At 65.8% G+C, this 16,604-nt stretch carries 14 protein-coding genes; 11 read left to right on the top strand and 3 right to left on the bottom strand.

All coding sequences use genetic code 11. The features are described 5' to 3' along the window. The first annotated feature begins 61 nt into the window (after nucleotides 1–61). The 5 genes from carA to ACQHGV_RS09335 all read left to right on the top strand — a co-directional run bounded on the left by carA (nucleotide 62) and on the right by ACQHGV_RS09335 (nucleotide 6,430). Nucleotides 62–1,243, top strand: a complete 1,182-nt coding sequence (carA, locus tag ACQHGV_RS09355; protein WP_440977985.1) for a glutamine-hydrolyzing carbamoyl-phosphate synthase small subunit — start codon at nucleotides 62–64, stop codon at nucleotides 1,241–1,243. After that, entirely contained in the window at nucleotides 1,240–1,884 is a 645-nt protein-coding gene (locus tag ACQHGV_RS09350; protein ID WP_440977984.1) for a hypothetical protein, read from the top strand. The genes carA and ACQHGV_RS09350 overlap by 4 nt, the downstream gene beginning before the upstream one ends. Then, on the top strand, nucleotides 1,884–5,216 hold the full coding sequence (gene carB / locus ACQHGV_RS09345; protein ID WP_440977983.1) for a carbamoyl-phosphate synthase large subunit: 3,333 nt from the start codon (nucleotides 1,884–1,886) through the stop codon (nucleotides 5,214–5,216). The genes ACQHGV_RS09350 and carB overlap by 1 nt, the downstream gene beginning before the upstream one ends. A 94-nt stretch (nucleotides 5,217–5,310) precedes the next feature. Then, the gene (gene greA / locus ACQHGV_RS09340) at nucleotides 5,311–5,787 is read left to right on the top strand and encodes a transcription elongation factor GreA (RefSeq protein ID WP_183953050.1); all 477 of its coding nucleotides are present in this window, start codon (nucleotides 5,311–5,313) and stop codon (nucleotides 5,785–5,787) included. 4 nt (nucleotides 5,788–5,791) lie between these two features. Then, nucleotides 5,792–6,430: a rhomboid family intramembrane serine protease gene (locus ACQHGV_RS09335; protein ID WP_440977982.1), complete on the top strand. Its 639-nt coding sequence runs from the start codon at nucleotides 5,792–5,794 to the stop codon at nucleotides 6,428–6,430. A gap of 360 nt (nucleotides 6,431–6,790) precedes the next feature. Here ACQHGV_RS09335 and ACQHGV_RS09330 read toward each other — a convergent pair whose 3' ends face one another. Further along, on the bottom strand, nucleotides 6,791–7,006 hold the full coding sequence (locus tag ACQHGV_RS09330) for a DUF4170 domain-containing protein (protein WP_007403996.1): 216 nt from the start codon (nucleotides 7,004–7,006) through the stop codon (nucleotides 6,791–6,793). A gap of 126 nt (nucleotides 7,007–7,132) precedes the next feature. On the opposite strand from ACQHGV_RS09330, the gene ACQHGV_RS09325 reads away from it, so the two are divergent. Continuing rightward, nucleotides 7,133–8,383 carry an NAD(P)/FAD-dependent oxidoreductase gene (locus tag ACQHGV_RS09325; RefSeq protein ID WP_440977981.1) on the top strand — a complete coding sequence of 417 codons (1,251 nt, stop codon included), beginning with the start codon at nucleotides 7,133–7,135 and terminating at the stop codon, nucleotides 8,381–8,383. A 201-nt stretch (nucleotides 8,384–8,584) separates the two neighbouring features. On the opposite strand, the gene ACQHGV_RS09320 is transcribed toward ACQHGV_RS09325, so the two are convergent. Further along, nucleotides 8,585–9,292: an FCD domain-containing protein gene (locus ACQHGV_RS09320; protein WP_183953046.1), complete on the bottom strand. Its 708-nt coding sequence runs from the start codon at nucleotides 9,290–9,292 to the stop codon at nucleotides 8,585–8,587. 214 nt (nucleotides 9,293–9,506) lie between these two features. Here ACQHGV_RS09320 and ACQHGV_RS09315 point away from each other — a divergent pair, with 214 nt between their 5' ends. The 3 genes from ACQHGV_RS09315 (at nucleotide 9,507) to ACQHGV_RS09305 (ending at nucleotide 13,197) form a co-directional block, all read left to right on the top strand. After that, nucleotides 9,507–11,474, top strand: coding sequence for a CocE/NonD family hydrolase (locus ACQHGV_RS09315; RefSeq protein ID WP_440977980.1), 1,968 nt, complete (start codon nucleotides 9,507–9,509; stop codon nucleotides 11,472–11,474). 126 nt (nucleotides 11,475–11,600) lie between these two features. Further along, the gene (locus ACQHGV_RS09310; RefSeq protein WP_440977979.1) at nucleotides 11,601–12,770 is read left to right on the top strand and encodes a GAF domain-containing protein; all 1,170 of its coding nucleotides are present in this window, start codon (nucleotides 11,601–11,603) and stop codon (nucleotides 12,768–12,770) included. Beyond that, nucleotides 12,733–13,197: a response regulator gene (locus ACQHGV_RS09305; RefSeq protein ID WP_440977978.1), complete on the top strand. Its 465-nt coding sequence runs from the start codon at nucleotides 12,733–12,735 to the stop codon at nucleotides 13,195–13,197. Before ACQHGV_RS09310 ends, ACQHGV_RS09305 begins: the two co-directional genes overlap by 38 nt. Before the next feature lie 60 nt (nucleotides 13,198–13,257). On the opposite strand, the gene ACQHGV_RS09300 is transcribed toward ACQHGV_RS09305, so the two are convergent. Then, complete coding sequence (locus ACQHGV_RS09300; protein WP_440977977.1) at nucleotides 13,258–13,674, bottom strand: MarR family winged helix-turn-helix transcriptional regulator; 417 nt, start codon at nucleotides 13,672–13,674, stop codon at nucleotides 13,258–13,260. A 141-nt stretch (nucleotides 13,675–13,815) separates the two neighbouring features. On the opposite strand from ACQHGV_RS09300, the gene ACQHGV_RS09295 reads away from it, so the two are divergent. Together ACQHGV_RS09295 and ACQHGV_RS09290 are read left to right on the top strand one after the other, a co-directional pair. Then, complete coding sequence (locus tag ACQHGV_RS09295; protein ID WP_440977976.1) at nucleotides 13,816–15,012, top strand: HlyD family secretion protein; 1,197 nt, start codon at nucleotides 13,816–13,818, stop codon at nucleotides 15,010–15,012. After that, nucleotides 15,009–16,598, top strand: a complete 1,590-nt coding sequence (locus ACQHGV_RS09290) for an MDR family MFS transporter (protein ID WP_440977975.1) — start codon at nucleotides 15,009–15,011, stop codon at nucleotides 16,596–16,598. Before ACQHGV_RS09295 ends, ACQHGV_RS09290 begins: the two co-directional genes overlap by 4 nt. Nucleotides 16,599–16,604: the final 6 nt, after the last annotated feature.

The following is a 16,604-nucleotide window of genomic DNA, read 5'->3' as shown; positions in this document are numbered from 1 at the left end:
GGCCCTAGCGGACGCCACTTAGCGACATTGCAGACATTTTTAGCAGGAGTGCCCGCCGATCATGGCCGACGCCAAGCCATTCGCCATGCCCGAAAAGCCTGAAGGCGCCACGGGCGTTCTCGTTCTGGCGAACGGAGACGTGTTATGGGGGCGCGGTTTCGGCGTCGAGGGTGATGCCGTCGGAGAGGTGTGCTTCCACACCGCGATGACCGGCTATCAGGAGATCATGACCGACCCGTCCTTCGCGGGCCAGATCATCACCTTCACCTTCCCGCATATCGGCAATGTCGGCGCGAACCCCGACGATATCGAGGCGGACGCGCCGCACGCGCTGGGCATGATCGTCCGTGAGGACCCGACCGCCCCGTCCAACTTCCGCGCGATGGAGAACCTCGCCGGTTGGATGGCGCGGCACAACCGCATCGGCCTGGCGGGCATCGACACCCGCGCGCTGACCCGCCGTATCCGGGCGGCTGGCGCGCCCGACGGCGTGATCGCGCATTCGGCGTCTGGCGAGTTCGACATCGCCGCACTGCTGGAGAAAGCGCGCGCCTGGCCCGGCCTGGAGGGCATGGACCTGGCCAAGGACGTGTCGACCGAGCTGCATTATGGCTGGGGCGAGACGCGCGAAGGCGGGCTGTGGCGGCTGGGCTTCGGCTATGCGGGCTCCGAGGGCGAAGATCGCCCGCACGTCGTCGCGATCGATTATGGCAGCAAGCACAACATCTTCCGCAACCTGGTGCAGGCGGGCGCGAAGGTGTCGGTGGTCCCTGCCACTGCCTCGTTTGAGGATGTAATGGCGCTGAACCCGGACGGCATCTTCCTGTCCAACGGTCCCGGCGATCCGGCGGCGACGGGCGAATATGCGGTGCCGGTGATCCGCCAGCTGCTCGACACCGGCAAGCCGCTGTTCGGCATCTGCCTGGGCCACCAGCTTCTGGGTCTGGCGGTCGGTGCCAAGACCACCAAGATGCACCAGGGCCACCGCGGCGCGAACCACCCGGTCAAGCGCCTGTCCGACGGGCTGGTCGAGATCACCAGCATGAACCACGGCTTCGCGGTCGAGCGCGAGACGCTGCCCGCCAACGCGCGCGAGACTCACGTGTCGCTGTTCGACGGGTCGAATGCGGGGCTCGAACTGACCGACCGCCCGGCCTTCTCGGTCCAGTACCACCCCGAAGCCTCGCCGGGGCCGCAGGACAGCTTCTATCTGTTCGAGCGGTTCGTGGGGTCGCTTCGGTGACAATTATTCTCGGGAGTTATACGACTTTCGAGGAGCAGTTCCTCGTTGCTGCTTATTATACCTCAAACATCCTTGATCGGGATGAAGTGAGCTTCAGAGAGGTGTGTCAGCAATTTGCGATCGAACCTAATCGCAGATGGTTGGATCGCGCCCTTTCGCATTTTGTGGCGATGTCTTGGATCGACGGACCATTGCTGCTTGGGGGGGCTGATGAGCAACCGATCAGTTTGACGGCCTCTGGATTGCGTGAGGCGGAAAAACTGATTGAGCAGAACAAGTTTTTCACTGCTCGTGTCGAAGGTGACCCCTTAGCAGGCATTCCGGTGCCTGCTTCGGATCGCTTGGTGAATATTGGTCACAACCAAATTCTGCGAATAGATCGGCCGATAGAAGAATTTGTATCGGCTCTGCATGATGATAATGGCGATCCTGATCAACCAGGCCTACGCGAAAGGTTGCTGGGTGAAGTGAAAGCCGGTCGCGAATTGATTAGAGCGGGAACGTTTCGCTCTTATTTACTGTATGAAACTCTCGTTCGAGCTTTGGGCGAGTTTATCAAGCGCTATAAAAGTCCAACCCTTGTCGCTCTGGCAAACGCCCTTTTAGGGGCAATTGTGAGCGAACTTTTTCAGGCGAGCTAATGCCAAAACGCACCGACATCTCCTCCATCCTCGTCATCGGCGCTGGTCCGATCGTCATCGGTCAGGCGTGCGAGTTCGACTATTCGGGCACGCAGGCGATCAAGGCCCTGAAGGAAGAGGGCTATCGCATCGTCCTGGTCAATTCGAACCCGGCGACGATCATGACCGATCCCGAGCTGGCCGATGCGACCTATGTCGAGCCGATCACGCCCGCGGTCGTCGCCAAGATCATCGAGAAGGAACGCCCCGACGCGGTCCTGCCGACCATGGGCGGCCAGACCGCGCTGAACACCGCGCTGGCCCTGTTCCATGACGGCACGCTGGAGAAGTTCGGCGTCCAGATGATCGGCGCCGATGCCGAGGCGATCGACAAGGCCGAGGACCGTCAGAAGTTCAAGGTCGCGATGGAGAAGATCGGGCTGGAATCGGCCCGCTCGGCGATCGCGCATTCCGAGAAGGAAGCGCTGGAGGGCCTGGAGAAGGTCGGCCTGCCCGCCATCATCCGCCCCAGCTTCACGCTGGGCGGCACCGGCGGTGGCGTCGCATACAATCGCGAGGAGTTCATCGCGATCGTCCGCGCCGGGCTCGACGCCTCGCCGACGACCGAGGTGCTGATCGAGGAGTCGCTCCTCGGTTGGAAGGAATATGAGATGGAGGTCGTGCGCGATCGCAACGACAATTCCATCATCATCTGCTCGATCGAGAATATCGATCCGATGGGCGTCCACACCGGCGACTCGATCACCGTCGCGCCCGCGCTGACCCTGACCGACAAGGAATATCAGATCATGCGCAACGCCAGCCTGGCGGTACTGCGTGAGATCGGCGTGGAGACGGGCGGCTCGAACGTGCAGTTCGCGGTCAACCCGAAGGACGGCCGCCTGATCGTCATCGAGATGAACCCGCGCGTGTCGCGTTCGTCGGCGCTGGCGTCGAAGGCCACCGGCTTCCCGATCGCCAAGGTCGCGGCCAAGCTCGCGGTCGGCTATACGCTGGACGAGATCGAGAACGACATCACCGGCGCGACCCCGGCCTCGTTCGAGCCGACGATCGACTATGTCGTCACCAAGATCCCGCGCTTCGCCTTCGAGAAATTCAAGGGCTCCGAACCCGTCCTGTCGACCGCGATGAAGTCGGTCGGCGAAGTGATGGCGATCGGCCGCAACATCCATGAATCGATGCAGAAGGCGCTGCGCGGCCTGGAAACGGGTCTGAGCGGCTTCAACGATGTCGAGCATCTGGTCGGTGCGCCGCGTGCCGAGATCGAGGCGGCGCTGGCCAAGGCGACCCCCGACCGTCTGCTGGTCGCGGCGCAGGCGCTGCGCGAAGGCTTCACCGTCGCCGAGGTCCATGCGATCGCGAAGTATGATCCCTGGTTCCTGGAGCGGATCGCCGAGATCGTCGCGGCCGAGGCCGAGGTCATGCAGAACGGCCTGCCGCAGGACGCGGCCGGTATGCGCCGCCTGAAGGCGATGGGCTTCTCCGACAAGCGGCTGGCCTATCTGGCGCTGCAGTCTGCGAACCTGCGCGGCATGGATCGCGGCATCGCGCGCGGCTCAGGGCTCATCCACGAGGTCGTCAAGATGATGACCGGCGGCGTGACCGAGCAGGAGGTGCGCGAGCATCGCCAGAAGCTGGGCGTGCGTCCGGTCTTCAAGCGGATCGACACCTGCGCGGCCGAGTTCGACGCCAAGACGCCGTATATGTACTCGACCTATGAAGCCCCGACCTTCGGCGAGCCCGAGGACGAAGCCGTCCCCAGCGATCGCAAGAAGATCGTGATCCTGGGCGGCGGTCCGAACCGGATCGGGCAGGGGATCGAGTTCGACTATTGCTGCTGCCACGCCTGCTTCGCGCTGGCGGATGCGGGCTATGAGACGATCATGGTCAACTGCAACCCGGAAACGGTCAGCACCGACTATGACACCTCGGACCGGCTGTATTTCGAGCCGCTGACCGCCGAGGACGTGCTCGCGATCCTGGACGTCGAGAAGTCGAAGGGCGAGCTGGTCGGCGTGATCGTGCAGTTCGGCGGCCAGACCCCGCTGAACCTCGCCCGCGCTCTGGAATCGGCCGGTATCCCGATCCTGGGCACCAGCCCCGACGCCATCGACCTGGCCGAGGACCGTGAGCAGTTCGCCGCACTTGTCGACAGCCTCAAGCTTCTCCAGCCCAAGAACGGCATCGCGCGCAGCCGCGAGGAAGCGCTGATCGTCGCCGATCGCGTTGGCTATCCGGTGCTGATGCGCCCCAGCTTCGTGCTGGGCGGCCGCGCCATGGAGATCGTCGACGGCCCGCAGCAGCTGGAGGATTATATCCAGACGGCGGTGCAGGTGTCGGGCGACGCGCCGGTGCTGATCGACCAGTATTTGCGCGATGCGATCGAGGTGGACGTGGACGCGATCTGCGACGGCGATCAGGTCGTCGTGGCGGGCGTACTCCAGCATATCGAGGAAGCGGGCGTCCATTCGGGCGACTCGGCTTGCTCGCTGCCGCCCTACAGCCTGTCGGCCGAAATCATCGCCGAGATCGAACGCCAGGCCGAGGCGCTGGCGCGTGGCCTGAACGTGCGTGGCCTGATGAACATCCAGTTCGCGGTGAAGGATGGCCAGGTCTACCTCATCGAGGTCAATCCGCGCGCCAGCCGCACCGTGCCCTTCGTCGCCAAGGCGATCGGCACCCCCATCGCCAAGATCGCCGCGCGCGTCATGGCAGGCGAGAAGCTGGCCGACCTGCCGCAGATCGATCGCCACATCGATTATTATGCGGTCAAGGAAGCGGTCTTCCCCTTCGCGCGCTTCCCCGGCGTCGATCCGGTGCTGTCGCCGGAGATGAAGTCGACGGGCGAGGTCATGGGCATCGACCCCGACTTCACCACCGCCTTCGCCAAGTCGCAGCTGGGGGCGGGCACTGTCCTGCCGACCGAAGGCGCGGTCTTCATCAGTGTGAAGGACGGCGACAAGGAACAGATCGTTCCCGCCGCCCGGATGCTGGCGGAAGCCGGCTTCGCGATCGTCGCGACCGGCGGCACCGCCGATTATCTCGATCGCGCCGGGGTCACGGTCGAGAAGATCAACAAGGTGGCGCAAGGGCGTCCGCATATCGTCGACCGGATCAAGGACGGCGGCATCACCCTGATCTTCAACACGACCGAGGGGTGGCAGAGCCTGAAGGACTCCAAGCCGATCCGCGAAGCCGCGTTGGGGCAGAAGATTCCGTACTTCACCACGGCGCCCGCGAGCATCGAGGCGGCCAAGGCGATTGCGGCGTCCGGCACCCGTGGTCTTGAAGTACGTCCCCTGCAATCCTACTATTCGCGTTCGCACAACTGATCCCGACATGAGAACATGATGTGCTGGCGGGCCGCTCGTCCCCTTGGGGAGGGCGGTCCGTACCGGGAATGCGTAAGAATTGGGGACTAGGAATATGGCGACCGTCGAAAAGATGCCGATGCTCCAGGAGGGCTATGACAAGCTCACCCAGGACCTGCGGCGTCTGAAAGAAGAGCGGCCGCTGATCGTCGACGCGATCGAGGAAGCGCGTGCACACGGCGACCTGTCCGAAAACGCCGAATATCATGCGGCCAAGGAACGCCAGGGGCAGGTGGAGGCGACGATCGCCGACATCGAGGACAAGCTGAGCCGTGCGCAGATCATCGACCCAAAGGATCTGTCGGGCGACAAGATCGTGTTCGGCGCGACCGTCACGCTGCTCGACGAGGACGACAAGCCGGTCAAGTATCAGATCGTCGGCCAGACCGAGGCGGACGCCAAGACCGGCCGGATCAGCTACAACTCGCCGCTCGGCCGCGCGCTGATCGGGCGCAAGCTGGACGAAGAGGTCGAGGTGACGGTGCCGTCGGGCGACCGCTATTATCTCGTCAGCAAGATCGAATTCATCTGATCCGATGAACTGGACAGCGGCACGGGCGACGACGGCCATCGCGGCCGTCACGGCGATCGTGTCGCTGTTCCTGATCCTGACCGGCCTGGTGCCGGATGCGGCGGTCGGCGCGGGGTTCATCCCGTTGCGTTTCGAAGGGGCGGCGCTGCCCCCCGATTTCGGCTTCGCGGTGCCGATCATCCTGACGCCGCTGACCGCCACGCTGATCCATGGCGGGTTCGCGCATATCGCGTTCAACCTGATCATGCTGGTCTATTGCGGTGCGCAGGCCGAACGCGCGCTGGGGCCGCGCGGGATCGCGATCCTCTATGTCGTGGGCGCCTATGCCGCCGCGATCGCGCAATATTTTCCCGATCCCAACTCCCCCATGCCGATGATCGGCGCGAGCGGGGCGATCTCGGCGATCGTCGGGGCCTATGCGCTGCTCTTCGGGCAACGGCGTACGACGCGCGGCATCGCCGGCCTGTCGGCGGAGCTGACGCATGTGCTGTGGCTGGCGGCGGGCTGGATCGGTATCCAGCTCTTGATCGGCTATGCCGGGATGGGCATGGGCGCGATCGCGGTCGCCGCGCATATCGGCGGGTTCGTGGCTGGGCTGGTCTTCGCCAAGCCGTTGCTGTTGTGGCGTTATCGTAACGCTTAAGGCGGATGGGATTTTATCGTCCGCGCTGTTCGGTCACGGCGAAGTTTCGGGCCACGACCCGGACTCGACAATGGCCACCGTTTTCCCATGCACTTCGACTTCGCTCAGTGCGAACGGAGCTGGGGCTTAGCGCAAACGGCCGTTCAGCCTGAGCGCAGTCGAAGGCTACGACCCAACCTCGCCCAGCGACCACCGTTTTCCCGTGCACTTCGACTTCGCTCAGTGCGAGCGGAGGGGGGCGGCTCAAACAGGCGCTCGGCACGAGCGCGATGCGGTGTATGGGTCGGGTTTCTAATCCCAAACGCCGTTCAGCCTGAGCGAAGTCGAAGGCCACGCCCTCAACTTCGCCCAAAACCAGGATCAGTCGAGCGTGGGCTCCAGCAGGCGGTGCAGGTGGACGACCACGAACTTCATCTCCGCATCGTCGACCGTCCGCTGCGCGGCGGCGCGCCAGGCCTTTTCGGCGCTGGCATAATCGGGGAACACGCCCACCACTTCCAGCGCGGCGGGATCGACGAAGTCCAGGGTCTGCGGGTCGCTGACGCGGCCACCGAAGACGAGATGCAGCTTGCTCATGATGTCTCCTGAAGAATTGCCCGCTCCCTAGCGGCAAGCAGCCCGCGATTGAAGATGCTCTTTCGCGCTCGCAACGCTTTGTCATGCCCGGTGACAGCCGGGCCGGTTCCATCCTAGGTAACGGGCATGACGCACAGCCCGAACCCGCCCGCCTCCTATGACGTCCTGATCGTCGGTACCGGCCATGCCGGCGCGCAGGCGGCGATCGCACTGCGCCAGGAGGGCTTTGCCGGCACGATCACGATGATCGGCGAGGAGGCCTATCCCCCCTATGAACGCCCGCCGCTGTCCAAGGAGTATCTGGCGGGCGACAAGCCGTTCGAGCGGATCATGATCCGGCCCGAGCGCTTCTGGGAGGAACGCGGCGTCACCTTGCGTCTGGGCGAGGAAGTCACGGCGGTGGATGCCGACGCGCGGTGTGTCACGACCGCCGCCGGCGCGGTGATCGGCTATGAGCATCTGATCTGGGCGGCGGGCGGCCATGCCCGGCGGCTGAGCTGCACGGGCCATGATCTGGCGGGCGTCCACGGCGTCCGTACGCGTGCCGATGTCGACAGGCTGATCGCCGAACTGCCTGGCGTCGAGCATATCGTGGTCGTCGGTGGCGGCTATATCGGGCTGGAGGCGGCGGCCGTGCTGACCAAGTTCGGCAAGCAGGTGACGATCGTCGAAGCACAGGATCGCGTATTGGCGCGCGTCGCGGGTGAGGCGCTGTCGCGCTTCTACGAGGCCGAGCACCGCGCGCATGGCGTGACCGCGCGATTGAACGAAAGCGTGATCTGTATCGAGGGCGAGGGGGTGGTCACCGGCGTCCGGCTGGCGGATGGCATGGTGCTGCCTGCGCAAATGGCGATCGTCGGGATCGGTATCGTGCCGGCGGTCGCGCCGCTGCTTGCCGCAGGGGCTGTCGGCGACAATGGCGTGACCGTCGATGCGCAGGGGCGGACCAGCCTGCCGCACGTCTTCGCGGTCGGCGACTGCGCCGCGCACGCCAACGACTTTGCCGGCGGGGCGGTGATCCGGCTGGAGTCAGTGCAGAACGCCAATGATCAGGCGACGACAGCGGCGCGGACGATCGCCGGGCGTGAGGCGGCCTATCATGCGGTGCCCTGGTTCTGGTCCAACCAATATGATCTGAAGCTGCAGACGGTCGGGCTGTCGATCGGGCATGACCGCGCCATCCTGCGCGGCGATCCGGCGACGCGGAGCTTCTCGGTCGTCTATCTGCGCGGCGGCAAGGTGATCGCGCTCGACTGCGTCAACGCGATGCGCGACTTCGTGCAGGGCAAGGCGCTGGTCGCCGGGGGCGCGGTCGTGGCGGAGCATGCGCTGGCCGACGCGACGCGGCCGTTGAAGACGCTCTGGCCGTTGGGGTGATCCGTTAGAGCGGAATGGTATGACATGGACACACCCCTCCCCTTCAGGGGAGGGGCCGGGGGTGGGGCGCTTCCGCAAGCCCCGCGCCAAGAGGAGAGGTCCCACCCCAACCCCTCCCCTGAAGGGGAGGGGCTCGCGTTGAATCAGTACAATGTCATCACCCTCTAAATTTCTTCCCCAGCAAGGAAGGAATTTGCCAGCTTAGCTGGCCAGCGCGCGTTCGGTGTCCTCTCGGGCTTGGTCGACCAGCACGATCGTCGCGGCACGCGCGGCGGTGGCGTCGCCTTCGGCGATGGCGGCGAAGAGCTGGCGGTGCTCGGGCATCGAGTCGCGGGGCATCCGGCTGCCGCGATGCTTGTAGAGCGTGGTCCAGCGGACCGCTGCGCCGATGCTGCCCGACAGGCTGATCAGCAGCTCGTTGCCGGTCGCCTCCAGGATGATGTTGTGGAACAGCTGGTCGGCGGCGCGGCCCTGTTCGGTGTGGAGGCCATGTTCGCCCATCGCCTCCAGCGCGGCACCCATGCGTGACAGCTGGCGCGTGTTGCGGCTGAGCGCGGCGAGCTCGGCGGCGGCCGGCTCGACGATCAGGCGCAGCTGGAACAGGCTGTTGACGAAGCCGGCGGGCGGCTCGCCCTCGAACATCCAGGCGAGCAGATCGGGGTCGAGGAGATTCCACTCCAGCCGCTCGCGCACGCGGGTGCCCGCCTTGGGCTTGCTGACCACCAGTCCCTTGGCCGACAGCATGCGCAGCGCCTCGCGCACCACGGAGCGGGACATGCCGCGCTGCTCGGCGATCTCGACCTCGCCCGGCAGGGTCGATCCCGGCGCGATCCGCCCGGTGACGATCGCGATACCGATGTCGCGGGCCAGCGCGCTATGGGCGGGACCGCGTCGTTTCACTATCGTCACTCGGCCGCATCCTCCCGTGATACCGATGGCAATGTCATGCCTTGATCGACCCTTCTATGGGCGAGGGGCGGCAAAGGAAAGCGGGCTGACGCGATCGCCGTGACTTGCACGGCAAATGTAACAATGTATCGTTCGAGCATCTTGCCGGTTGCCGTGCCGTCACGCGCGCGGCACGATGGCCTATCCACCGGTTCTTGAGGGGTTCCGTTCGTCCATGACTCTCCGCACCTGCCTGCTTGCCGCGAGCGCGCTCGCCATCCTGACCCCCGCGACGGCGCAGCAGCGCCCCGCGCCCGCCGCCGCGCCGGTGAAGGTCGTCACGGACTCGACGGTCAGCGACATCCCGCCCAACTTCACCCCGCCGACCAATGTCGCCGAGCGCGATTACGACAAGCGCGTGGTGATGGTGCCGATGCGCGACGGGACGAAGCTCTACACCGTCATCGTCGTGCCCAAGGGGGCGGTCAACGCCCCGATCGTCCTGACGCGCACGCCCTATAACGCGGCGGGCCGCGCCAAGCGTTCGGACAGCACCCGCATGATCGAGGCGTTGCCGCTGGCCGATGAGGAATTCGTGAAGGCGGGCTATATCCGCGTCTATCAGGACATTCGCGGCAAATACGGCTCGGAGGGCGATTATGTCGTCACCCGCCCCGTCATCGGCCCGCTGAACGCGACCAAGGTCGATCATGTCACCGACGCCTATGACACGATCGACTGGCTGGTGAACAAGGCGAACCTGCCGGAATCGAACGGCCGCGTCGGCATGATCGGGTCGTCCTACGAGGGCTTCACCGTCGTCATGGCGCTGCTCAACCCGCACCCCGCGCTGAAGGTCGCGGCGCCCGAAAGCCCGATGATCGACGGCTGGATGGGCGATGATTGGTTCCATTACGGTGCCTTCCGCCTCGCCAACATCGCCTGGATCGGGTCGCAGACCGGATATAAGGGCGAGGGGACCGCACCGTCGAGCGGCGGCTATGACGATTACGAGAATTTCCGTTACGGCTCGGCGAATGATTGGGCCCGGAAGTCGGGTTACGACCAGCTGCCCTTCTGGCAGCGCATCGTCCAGCATCCGTCCTACGACTATTACTGGCAGGGACAGGCGCTCGACAAGCTGCTGGCAGCCAATCCCTCCAACGTGCCGACGCTCTGGGAACAGGGGCTGTGGGATCAGGAGGACATGTACGGCGCGATCACGGCCTGGGAAGCGCTGAAGGCCAAGGGCAAGATCGGCAACAACCATCTGGTCATGGGGCCGTGGCGGCACAGCCAGATCAACCGCACCGGCTCCAGCCTGGGCCCGTTCCAGTGGAATGGCGACACCGCCAGGCAGTTCCGCGAGGACATGGTCCTGCCGCTGTTCAACCAGTATCTGAAGGACGGGCCTGCCGCGAACCTGCCGGCGGCCGCGATCTACAACACCGGTGAAAATCACTGGGACAAGCTCAGCCAATGGCCGCTCGCCTGCCAGAGCGGGTGCGCCGCGCCGCTGACCCCGCTCTATCTCTCAGCGGACAAGGGGCTGAGCTTCCAGATGCCGGGTGCGGGGCAGGACAGCTATGTCTCCGACCCTGCCAATCCGGTGCCGCATCTGTCGCGGCCGGTGAACTTCAACGATGGCCGCTGGGGTGACTGGCTGGTCAGCGATCAGCGTCACGTCGATGGCCGCACCGATGTCGTCACCTACAGCACGCCCGTCCTGACCCAGGCGGTGCGTGTCTCGGGCGCGCCGATCGCCGACCTGTTCGCGCGGACGACGGGTACCGATGGCGACTTCGTGGTGAAGATCATCGACGTCTATCCGGCGGAGAATGCCAACGACCCCAAGATGGGGGGCTATGAACTGCCGATCAGCCTCGACATATTCCGCGGCCGCTATCGGCAGAGCTTCGCCAACCCCAGCGCGATCCCCGCGGGCAGGGTGCAGGAATATAAGTTCCGCCTGCCGACGGTGAACCATGTGTTCCAGCCGGGGCACCGGATCATGATCCAGGTCCAGTCGAGCCTGTTCCCGCTCTATGACCGCAACCCGCAGACCTTCGTGCCCAACATCTTCACCGCCAAGCCCGGTGACTATCGCAAGGCGACGATCACGCTGGAGCGCGGCGGGGCGAATGCCAGCCGGGTGTGGATGCCGGTGGTGCCGGTCGACCAGTCGGCGGTGACGGCGCGCTGATGTGACGCGTGGGACCGGGCGGCATGCGATGGCGTGCCGCCCGAGCCGGTAATCCGGAAACGACGATTCATCGCAATTCGCCCATCGCCCCTTGGAGCGGGACGCGGCAGTCGTTATCGTTCGCATGTGGCCCCTTCCACCACCTTCACCCTGGCGCCGTTGCCGTTCGTCGACGACGTGATCGCGCCGGTCGCGGGCGATCCCGATGCCACGCGACGCTATCTGACGCTGATCGCGGCGGCGACCGATCGCCTGATGGGGGCCGACGACCCCGCGCTGATGATCGAGGCGCTGTTCGAGCTGATCCGCGACGAGCTGCGGCTGGACCTGTTCTTCAATTTCCGTCGCGACGGCGATGTCGTTCAGCTGGAGGCCTGTGGCGGGCTGACCCCGGCCCAGCAGCGCGCCGTCATGGGGCTCGACGTCGGGGGCTCGCTATGCGGCCGGGCGATGCGTGAGCGGCGGGTGCTGCATCTTGTGGGTATCCAGCGATCCGATGACCCCGCCGCCGCCTTTGTCCGCTCGGTGGGCATCGACGTCTATCTGTGCATGCCGCTCTTCTATGGTGAACAACTGCTCGGCACGCTCAGCTTCGGGCGGCGCGCGGCTGCGCCTTTCACCGATGAGGAGCAGCGGCTGATGTCGCTGCTGTGCCATTATGTCGCGCTGGCCAAGCATCGCCTGCGGATCGAGCAGGCGCTGCGCGAGGGGATCGAGACGCAGACGCGGTTGCTGGCCGAGTTGAACCACCGCGTGCGCAACGCGCTGCAGGTTGCGATCGGGCTGGTGTCGAACGAGGTGCGAAGCGCCGCCGATCCGGTCACCCGTGCCGCACTGGCGCGCGCGGCGGAGCGGTTGCAGGTGCTGGCCAGCGCGCATCGCCCGCTCTACGCGACCGCCGAACCCGGACTGGTCGATCTGGCCGCGCTCTTCGGCGACGTGATCGGGCAGTTGCGCGGCGACGAGGCCACGCCCGAGATCATCGTGCCCGAACCGGTTGCGGTCCCGATCGAGCGCGCGGTGGCCGCCGCGCTGCTGCTCGACACGCTGTTGACGGGGCCGACCGCCGTGCCGCGCATCGTCATGACGATGTGTCGCGACGGCGGGAACGAAATATTGCGCATCGCGTTTGACGGCGTTGGATGGGAGCGTGGCGTCGATCTGGTCGGGACGGATCGTCTCATTTCGCGGCTCTGCCATCAATTGCGTGCGACGCTGACGAGCGAGGGAAGTGGGTGCCTGATTTTGGTCATGCCGCATGATGGCGGCGAACATCGGCACCGCGTCCCGGACTGACGAAAACCGTTTCGGCAGCGACGCGCTCAAGCTGCTGATCGTCGAGGACGAGGCGCTCGTGGCCATGCTCGTTGAGGATGCGCTGACCCTCCACGGCCACCACGTCACCGGCATCGCCGATACCGTCGCCGCCGCGATCGATCTGGTCGAGGCCGATCGCCCCGATCTGGTTCTATGCGACGTCAAGCTGGCGGACGGTGACAGCGGGATCACGGCTGCGCAACTGATCGCCGATCGCGGCATCCCATGCGTTTTCCTCAGCGGCAATTGCCCCCACCAAGGCGGGCACCCGCTGGTCATCGGCTGCATATCGAAGCCGTTCCGTGCGGGCACGCTGGGGGCGGCGGTCCATGCCGCCTATGTCATCGCGCAAGGGGGCCGACCCGGCGACACGCCCGCCGCGCTGCGCCTCTATAGCGAGCAATAGGGGCCGCGACCGACGTCAACGATCGAGGGGGAAGGGGCTATGCCAGGAACAGGGCGGGACTTAGCGACCGGTGGCCCAGGAACCGGGCAGATCCTCGACCTCGGCGGCGATCGCATCTTCCAGCTTGGCCAGGATATGGTCGAGCTGCGCGGCTTCCTCCGCCGTCAGCGTGCCGAACGCCAGATCGACGACCGCGCGCCGCAACGGCTCGGTCTGTTCCAGCACCTGTCGGCCGGTTTCGGTGATGTCCAGCCGCTTGGCCCGGCGGTCGACCGGATCGGGCACGCGCCGCACCAACCCGTCGCGCTCCATCGTATCGATCGCCTGGGTGACGGTGCGCGGCGCCAGGCTGAAGCAGTCGGCGATGTCGGCGGCGCGGACCGGCGCATGCTTGTTCATGAACATCAGCATCTTGGCCCGCGCGAGCGAGGCGCCCTGCGCCGCCATGCGCCGGTCGAGCAGCCGATGGAGGCGCATATACAAGCGCCCGTAGCGCACAAGCAGGGGTTCGAGGTCAGCCATAATGTGAGGTAACTCAATAAATGGTCTTGCCTTATTGTGCAAGCGCGAGCAAATGCACGGTCAAGTTCTATTGATTCCATCGACAGGGAGGCCGGCATGGCCGACGCTAACCAAGTGAATGACGGCCAGGAAACCGCCGCGACCGACGAGTCCCAGGAAAGCCCGGTGGAAACCGCGTCGCCGCAGAAGAAGCGGCGCATCCGCCTGATCCTGATCATCGTTGCCGCCGTCGCGATCATCGGCGGCGTGTTCTGGTATGCGCGCTACAAGAGCGTCGGCCAGTATATGCAGTCGACCAACGACGCCTTCATCCAGGCCGACGCGGTCACCGTCGCGCCCAAGGTGTCGGGCTATGTCGACAAGGTGTTCGTCGGTGAGAACCAGGCCGTTCAGGCCGGTCAGCCGCTGCTCCAAATCGACACCCGCGATTACCGCGCGCAGACCGCGCAGATCGAGGCGCAGATCGGCGTCGCCCGCGCCAATGCCGAGGGCGTCCAGGCCCAGATCAAGGAACAACAGGCGGCGATCGACCGTGCCGAGGCCGATCTGCGCGCCGCGCAGAGCGATGCCGCCTTCGCCCAGACCGAGGTCGCGCGCTACACCCCGCTCGCCGCGTCGGGGGCCGAAAGCCGCGAGCGCCTGTCGCAGCTGCAGAACCAGGCGCGTCAGGCCAATGCCAAGGTCGCGGCGGCCAATGCCGCGCTGGCCGCGTCGCGTCGCCGCATCGGTACGCTGAACGCGCAGGTCCAGCAGGCCCGTTCGCAGGGGCAGGCCGCAAGGGCGCAGTTGGACGCCGCCGAGGTCAATCTCGTCTCGACCACGATCCGCGCCGCGATCGCCGGCCGGGTCGGCAACAAGACGGTACGCGTCGGCCAGTTCGTCCAGGCCGGCACCCGCACCATGTCGATCGTGCCGGTCAGCCAGCTGTATATCGAGGCGAACTTCAAGGAAACGCAACTGGGCCTGATGCGCCCCGGCCAGCCGGTGAAGATCGAGGTCGACGCGCTGGAAGGTGTCGAGATCAAGGGCCATGTCGAAAGCGTGGCACCGGGTACCGGCGCGCAATTCTCGCTGCTGCCGCCGCAGAACGCGACCGGCAACTTCACCAAGATCGTTCAGCGTATTCCCGTGCGCATCGCCGTCGACGCCGATCCGCAGACGCGCAGCCTGCTCGTGCCCGGCATGTCGGTCGAAGTGGTCGTCGACACCCGTTCGGCCAAGGGCGCGCTGAAGCGCATCGCCGAACAGCAGGACCAGCATAACGAAGCGCGGGAGGGGGCGCAGGGCCGGTGAGCGCCGCTGCGGCCCCCGCCCGGGGCGGCCCGGCCAAGGCACCCGCCCGCGCGAGCGGCGGTGCCCCGGCCAAGGCCGACCTGACCGCCTGGCTCGCCGTCGCGGCGGGCAGCATCGGCGCGCTGATGGCGACGCTCGACATCTCGATCGTCAATTCCGCGCTCCCCACCATCCAGGGCGAGATCGGCGCGAGCGGCACGGAGGGGACATGGATCGCGACCTCCTATCTGGTCGCCGAGATCATCATCATCCCTTTGTCCGCTTGGCTCGAGCGGCTGCTCGGCCTTCGCACCTTCCTGCTGATCGCTTCGATCCTGTTCACCGCCTTTTCGGTGCTGTGCGGCCTGTCGACCAATTTGACGATGATGATCGTCGGGCGCGCGGGGCAGGGCATCACCGGCGGCGCGCTGATCCCGACCGCGCTGACCATCATCGCCACGCGCCTGCCGCGCGAGCAGCAACCGATCGGCACCGCCTTTTTCGGCGTCACCGCCATTCTGGGCCCCGTCATGGGGCCGCTGATCGGCGGCTGGCTGACCGAGAATATCAGCTGGCATTACGCCTTCTTCCTCAACGTGCCGGTCGGCGCGGTGCTGGTCACGCTGCTGCTTGTCGGCCTGCCGCACCAGAAGCCGCATCTGTCCGAGCTGATGAAGGCCGACTGGCTGGGCATCGCCGGCCTGGCGCTCGGCCTGGGCGGCCTGACCGTCGTGCTGGAGGAAGGGCAGCGCGAGCAATGGTTCGAGTCGCGTGAGATCATCGAGCTGACGATCTTGTCCCTCATCGGCTTCGGCCTGCTCTTCGCCGGTCAGTTCGTGGCGTCACGCCCGGTCATCCGGTTGAAGCTGCTGCTCGACCGCCAGTTCGGCAGCGTGGTGATCATGGGCATCGTCTTGGGCATGGTGCTCTACGGCACCTCCTATGTGATCCCGCAGTTCCTGGCCTCTATCGCCGGCTATAACGCGTTCCAGGCGGGCAAGGTCGTGCTGCTCAGCGGCATTCCCAGCCTGATCATGATGCCCTTCACCCCGATCCTAATCAAGAAGGTCGACATCCGTATCGCGGTGGGGCTGGGCCTGGGCATCATGGCGCTGAGCGCCGGGATCGACACGGTGTTGACCGCCGATTCGACCGGTAGTTCGTTCACCGACTCGCAGCTCCTGCGCGGCGTCGGCACGATCCTGGGCATGTTGTTCCTGAACCAGGCGGCGATCTCCTCGGTGCCGCCCGAGCAGGCGGGCGACGCCGCCGGTTTGTTCAGCGCGGCGCGCAACCTGGGCGGCTCGTTCGCGCTGGCCGGCATCGCGACCGTGCAGGACCAGCGCAGCTTCCTGCATGAGCGCCGGCTGGAGGAATCGCTGTCGGCCAATGCCCAGTCGGTGCAGGACTGGATCGGCGGGCTGTCGCAGCAATTCGGCAGCACCGAGGCGGCCTATCGCATGATCGGCAACACCATCCGCCAACAGGCGCTGGTGATGACCTATAACGACCTGTTCTTCATCCTGTGCGTCGGCATCGTGATGGTGATGCCGCTCGTCCTCTTCCTCCGCCCGCTGCCCCAGGGCGGCCCCGTGGCGATGCATTGAGACCCA

Origin of the sequence: Sphingomonas pseudosanguinis (genome assembly GCF_052056765.1) — a bacterium.
Lineage (GTDB): Bacteria > Pseudomonadota > Alphaproteobacteria > Sphingomonadales > Sphingomonadaceae > Sphingomonas > Sphingomonas pseudosanguinis.
The sequence above is the reverse complement of the archived record's forward strand: the minus strand, read 5'-3'. Positions and strand labels throughout refer to the sequence as shown.

Coding starts and splice junctions, on each gene's coding strand:
- ACQHGV_RS09305 (WP_440977978.1), top strand. CDS start 12,733: ATGATGGCGGCGAACATCGGCACCGCGTCCCGGACTGACGAAAACCGT.
- ACQHGV_RS09315 (WP_440977980.1), top strand. CDS start 9,507: ATGACTCTCCGCACCTGCCTGCTTGCCGCGAGCGCGCTCGCCATCCTG.
- carA (WP_440977985.1), top strand. CDS start 62: ATGGCCGACGCCAAGCCATTCGCCATGCCCGAAAAGCCTGAAGGCGCC.
- greA (WP_183953050.1), top strand. CDS start 5,311: ATGGCGACCGTCGAAAAGATGCCGATGCTCCAGGAGGGCTATGACAAG.
- ACQHGV_RS09335 (WP_440977982.1), top strand. CDS start 5,792: ATGAACTGGACAGCGGCACGGGCGACGACGGCCATCGCGGCCGTCACG.
- ACQHGV_RS09325 (WP_440977981.1), top strand. CDS start 7,133: ATGACGCACAGCCCGAACCCGCCCGCCTCCTATGACGTCCTGATCGTC.
- ACQHGV_RS09330 (WP_007403996.1), bottom strand. CDS start 7,006: ATGAGCAAGCTGCATCTCGTCTTCGGTGGCCGCGTCAGCGACCCGCAG.
- ACQHGV_RS09300 (WP_440977977.1), bottom strand. CDS start 13,674: ATGCGCCTCCATCGGCTGCTCGACCGGCGCATGGCGGCGCAGGGCGCC.
- carB (WP_440977983.1), top strand. CDS start 1,884: ATGCCAAAACGCACCGACATCTCCTCCATCCTCGTCATCGGCGCTGGT.
- ACQHGV_RS09295 (WP_440977976.1), top strand. CDS start 13,816: ATGGCCGACGCTAACCAAGTGAATGACGGCCAGGAAACCGCCGCGACC.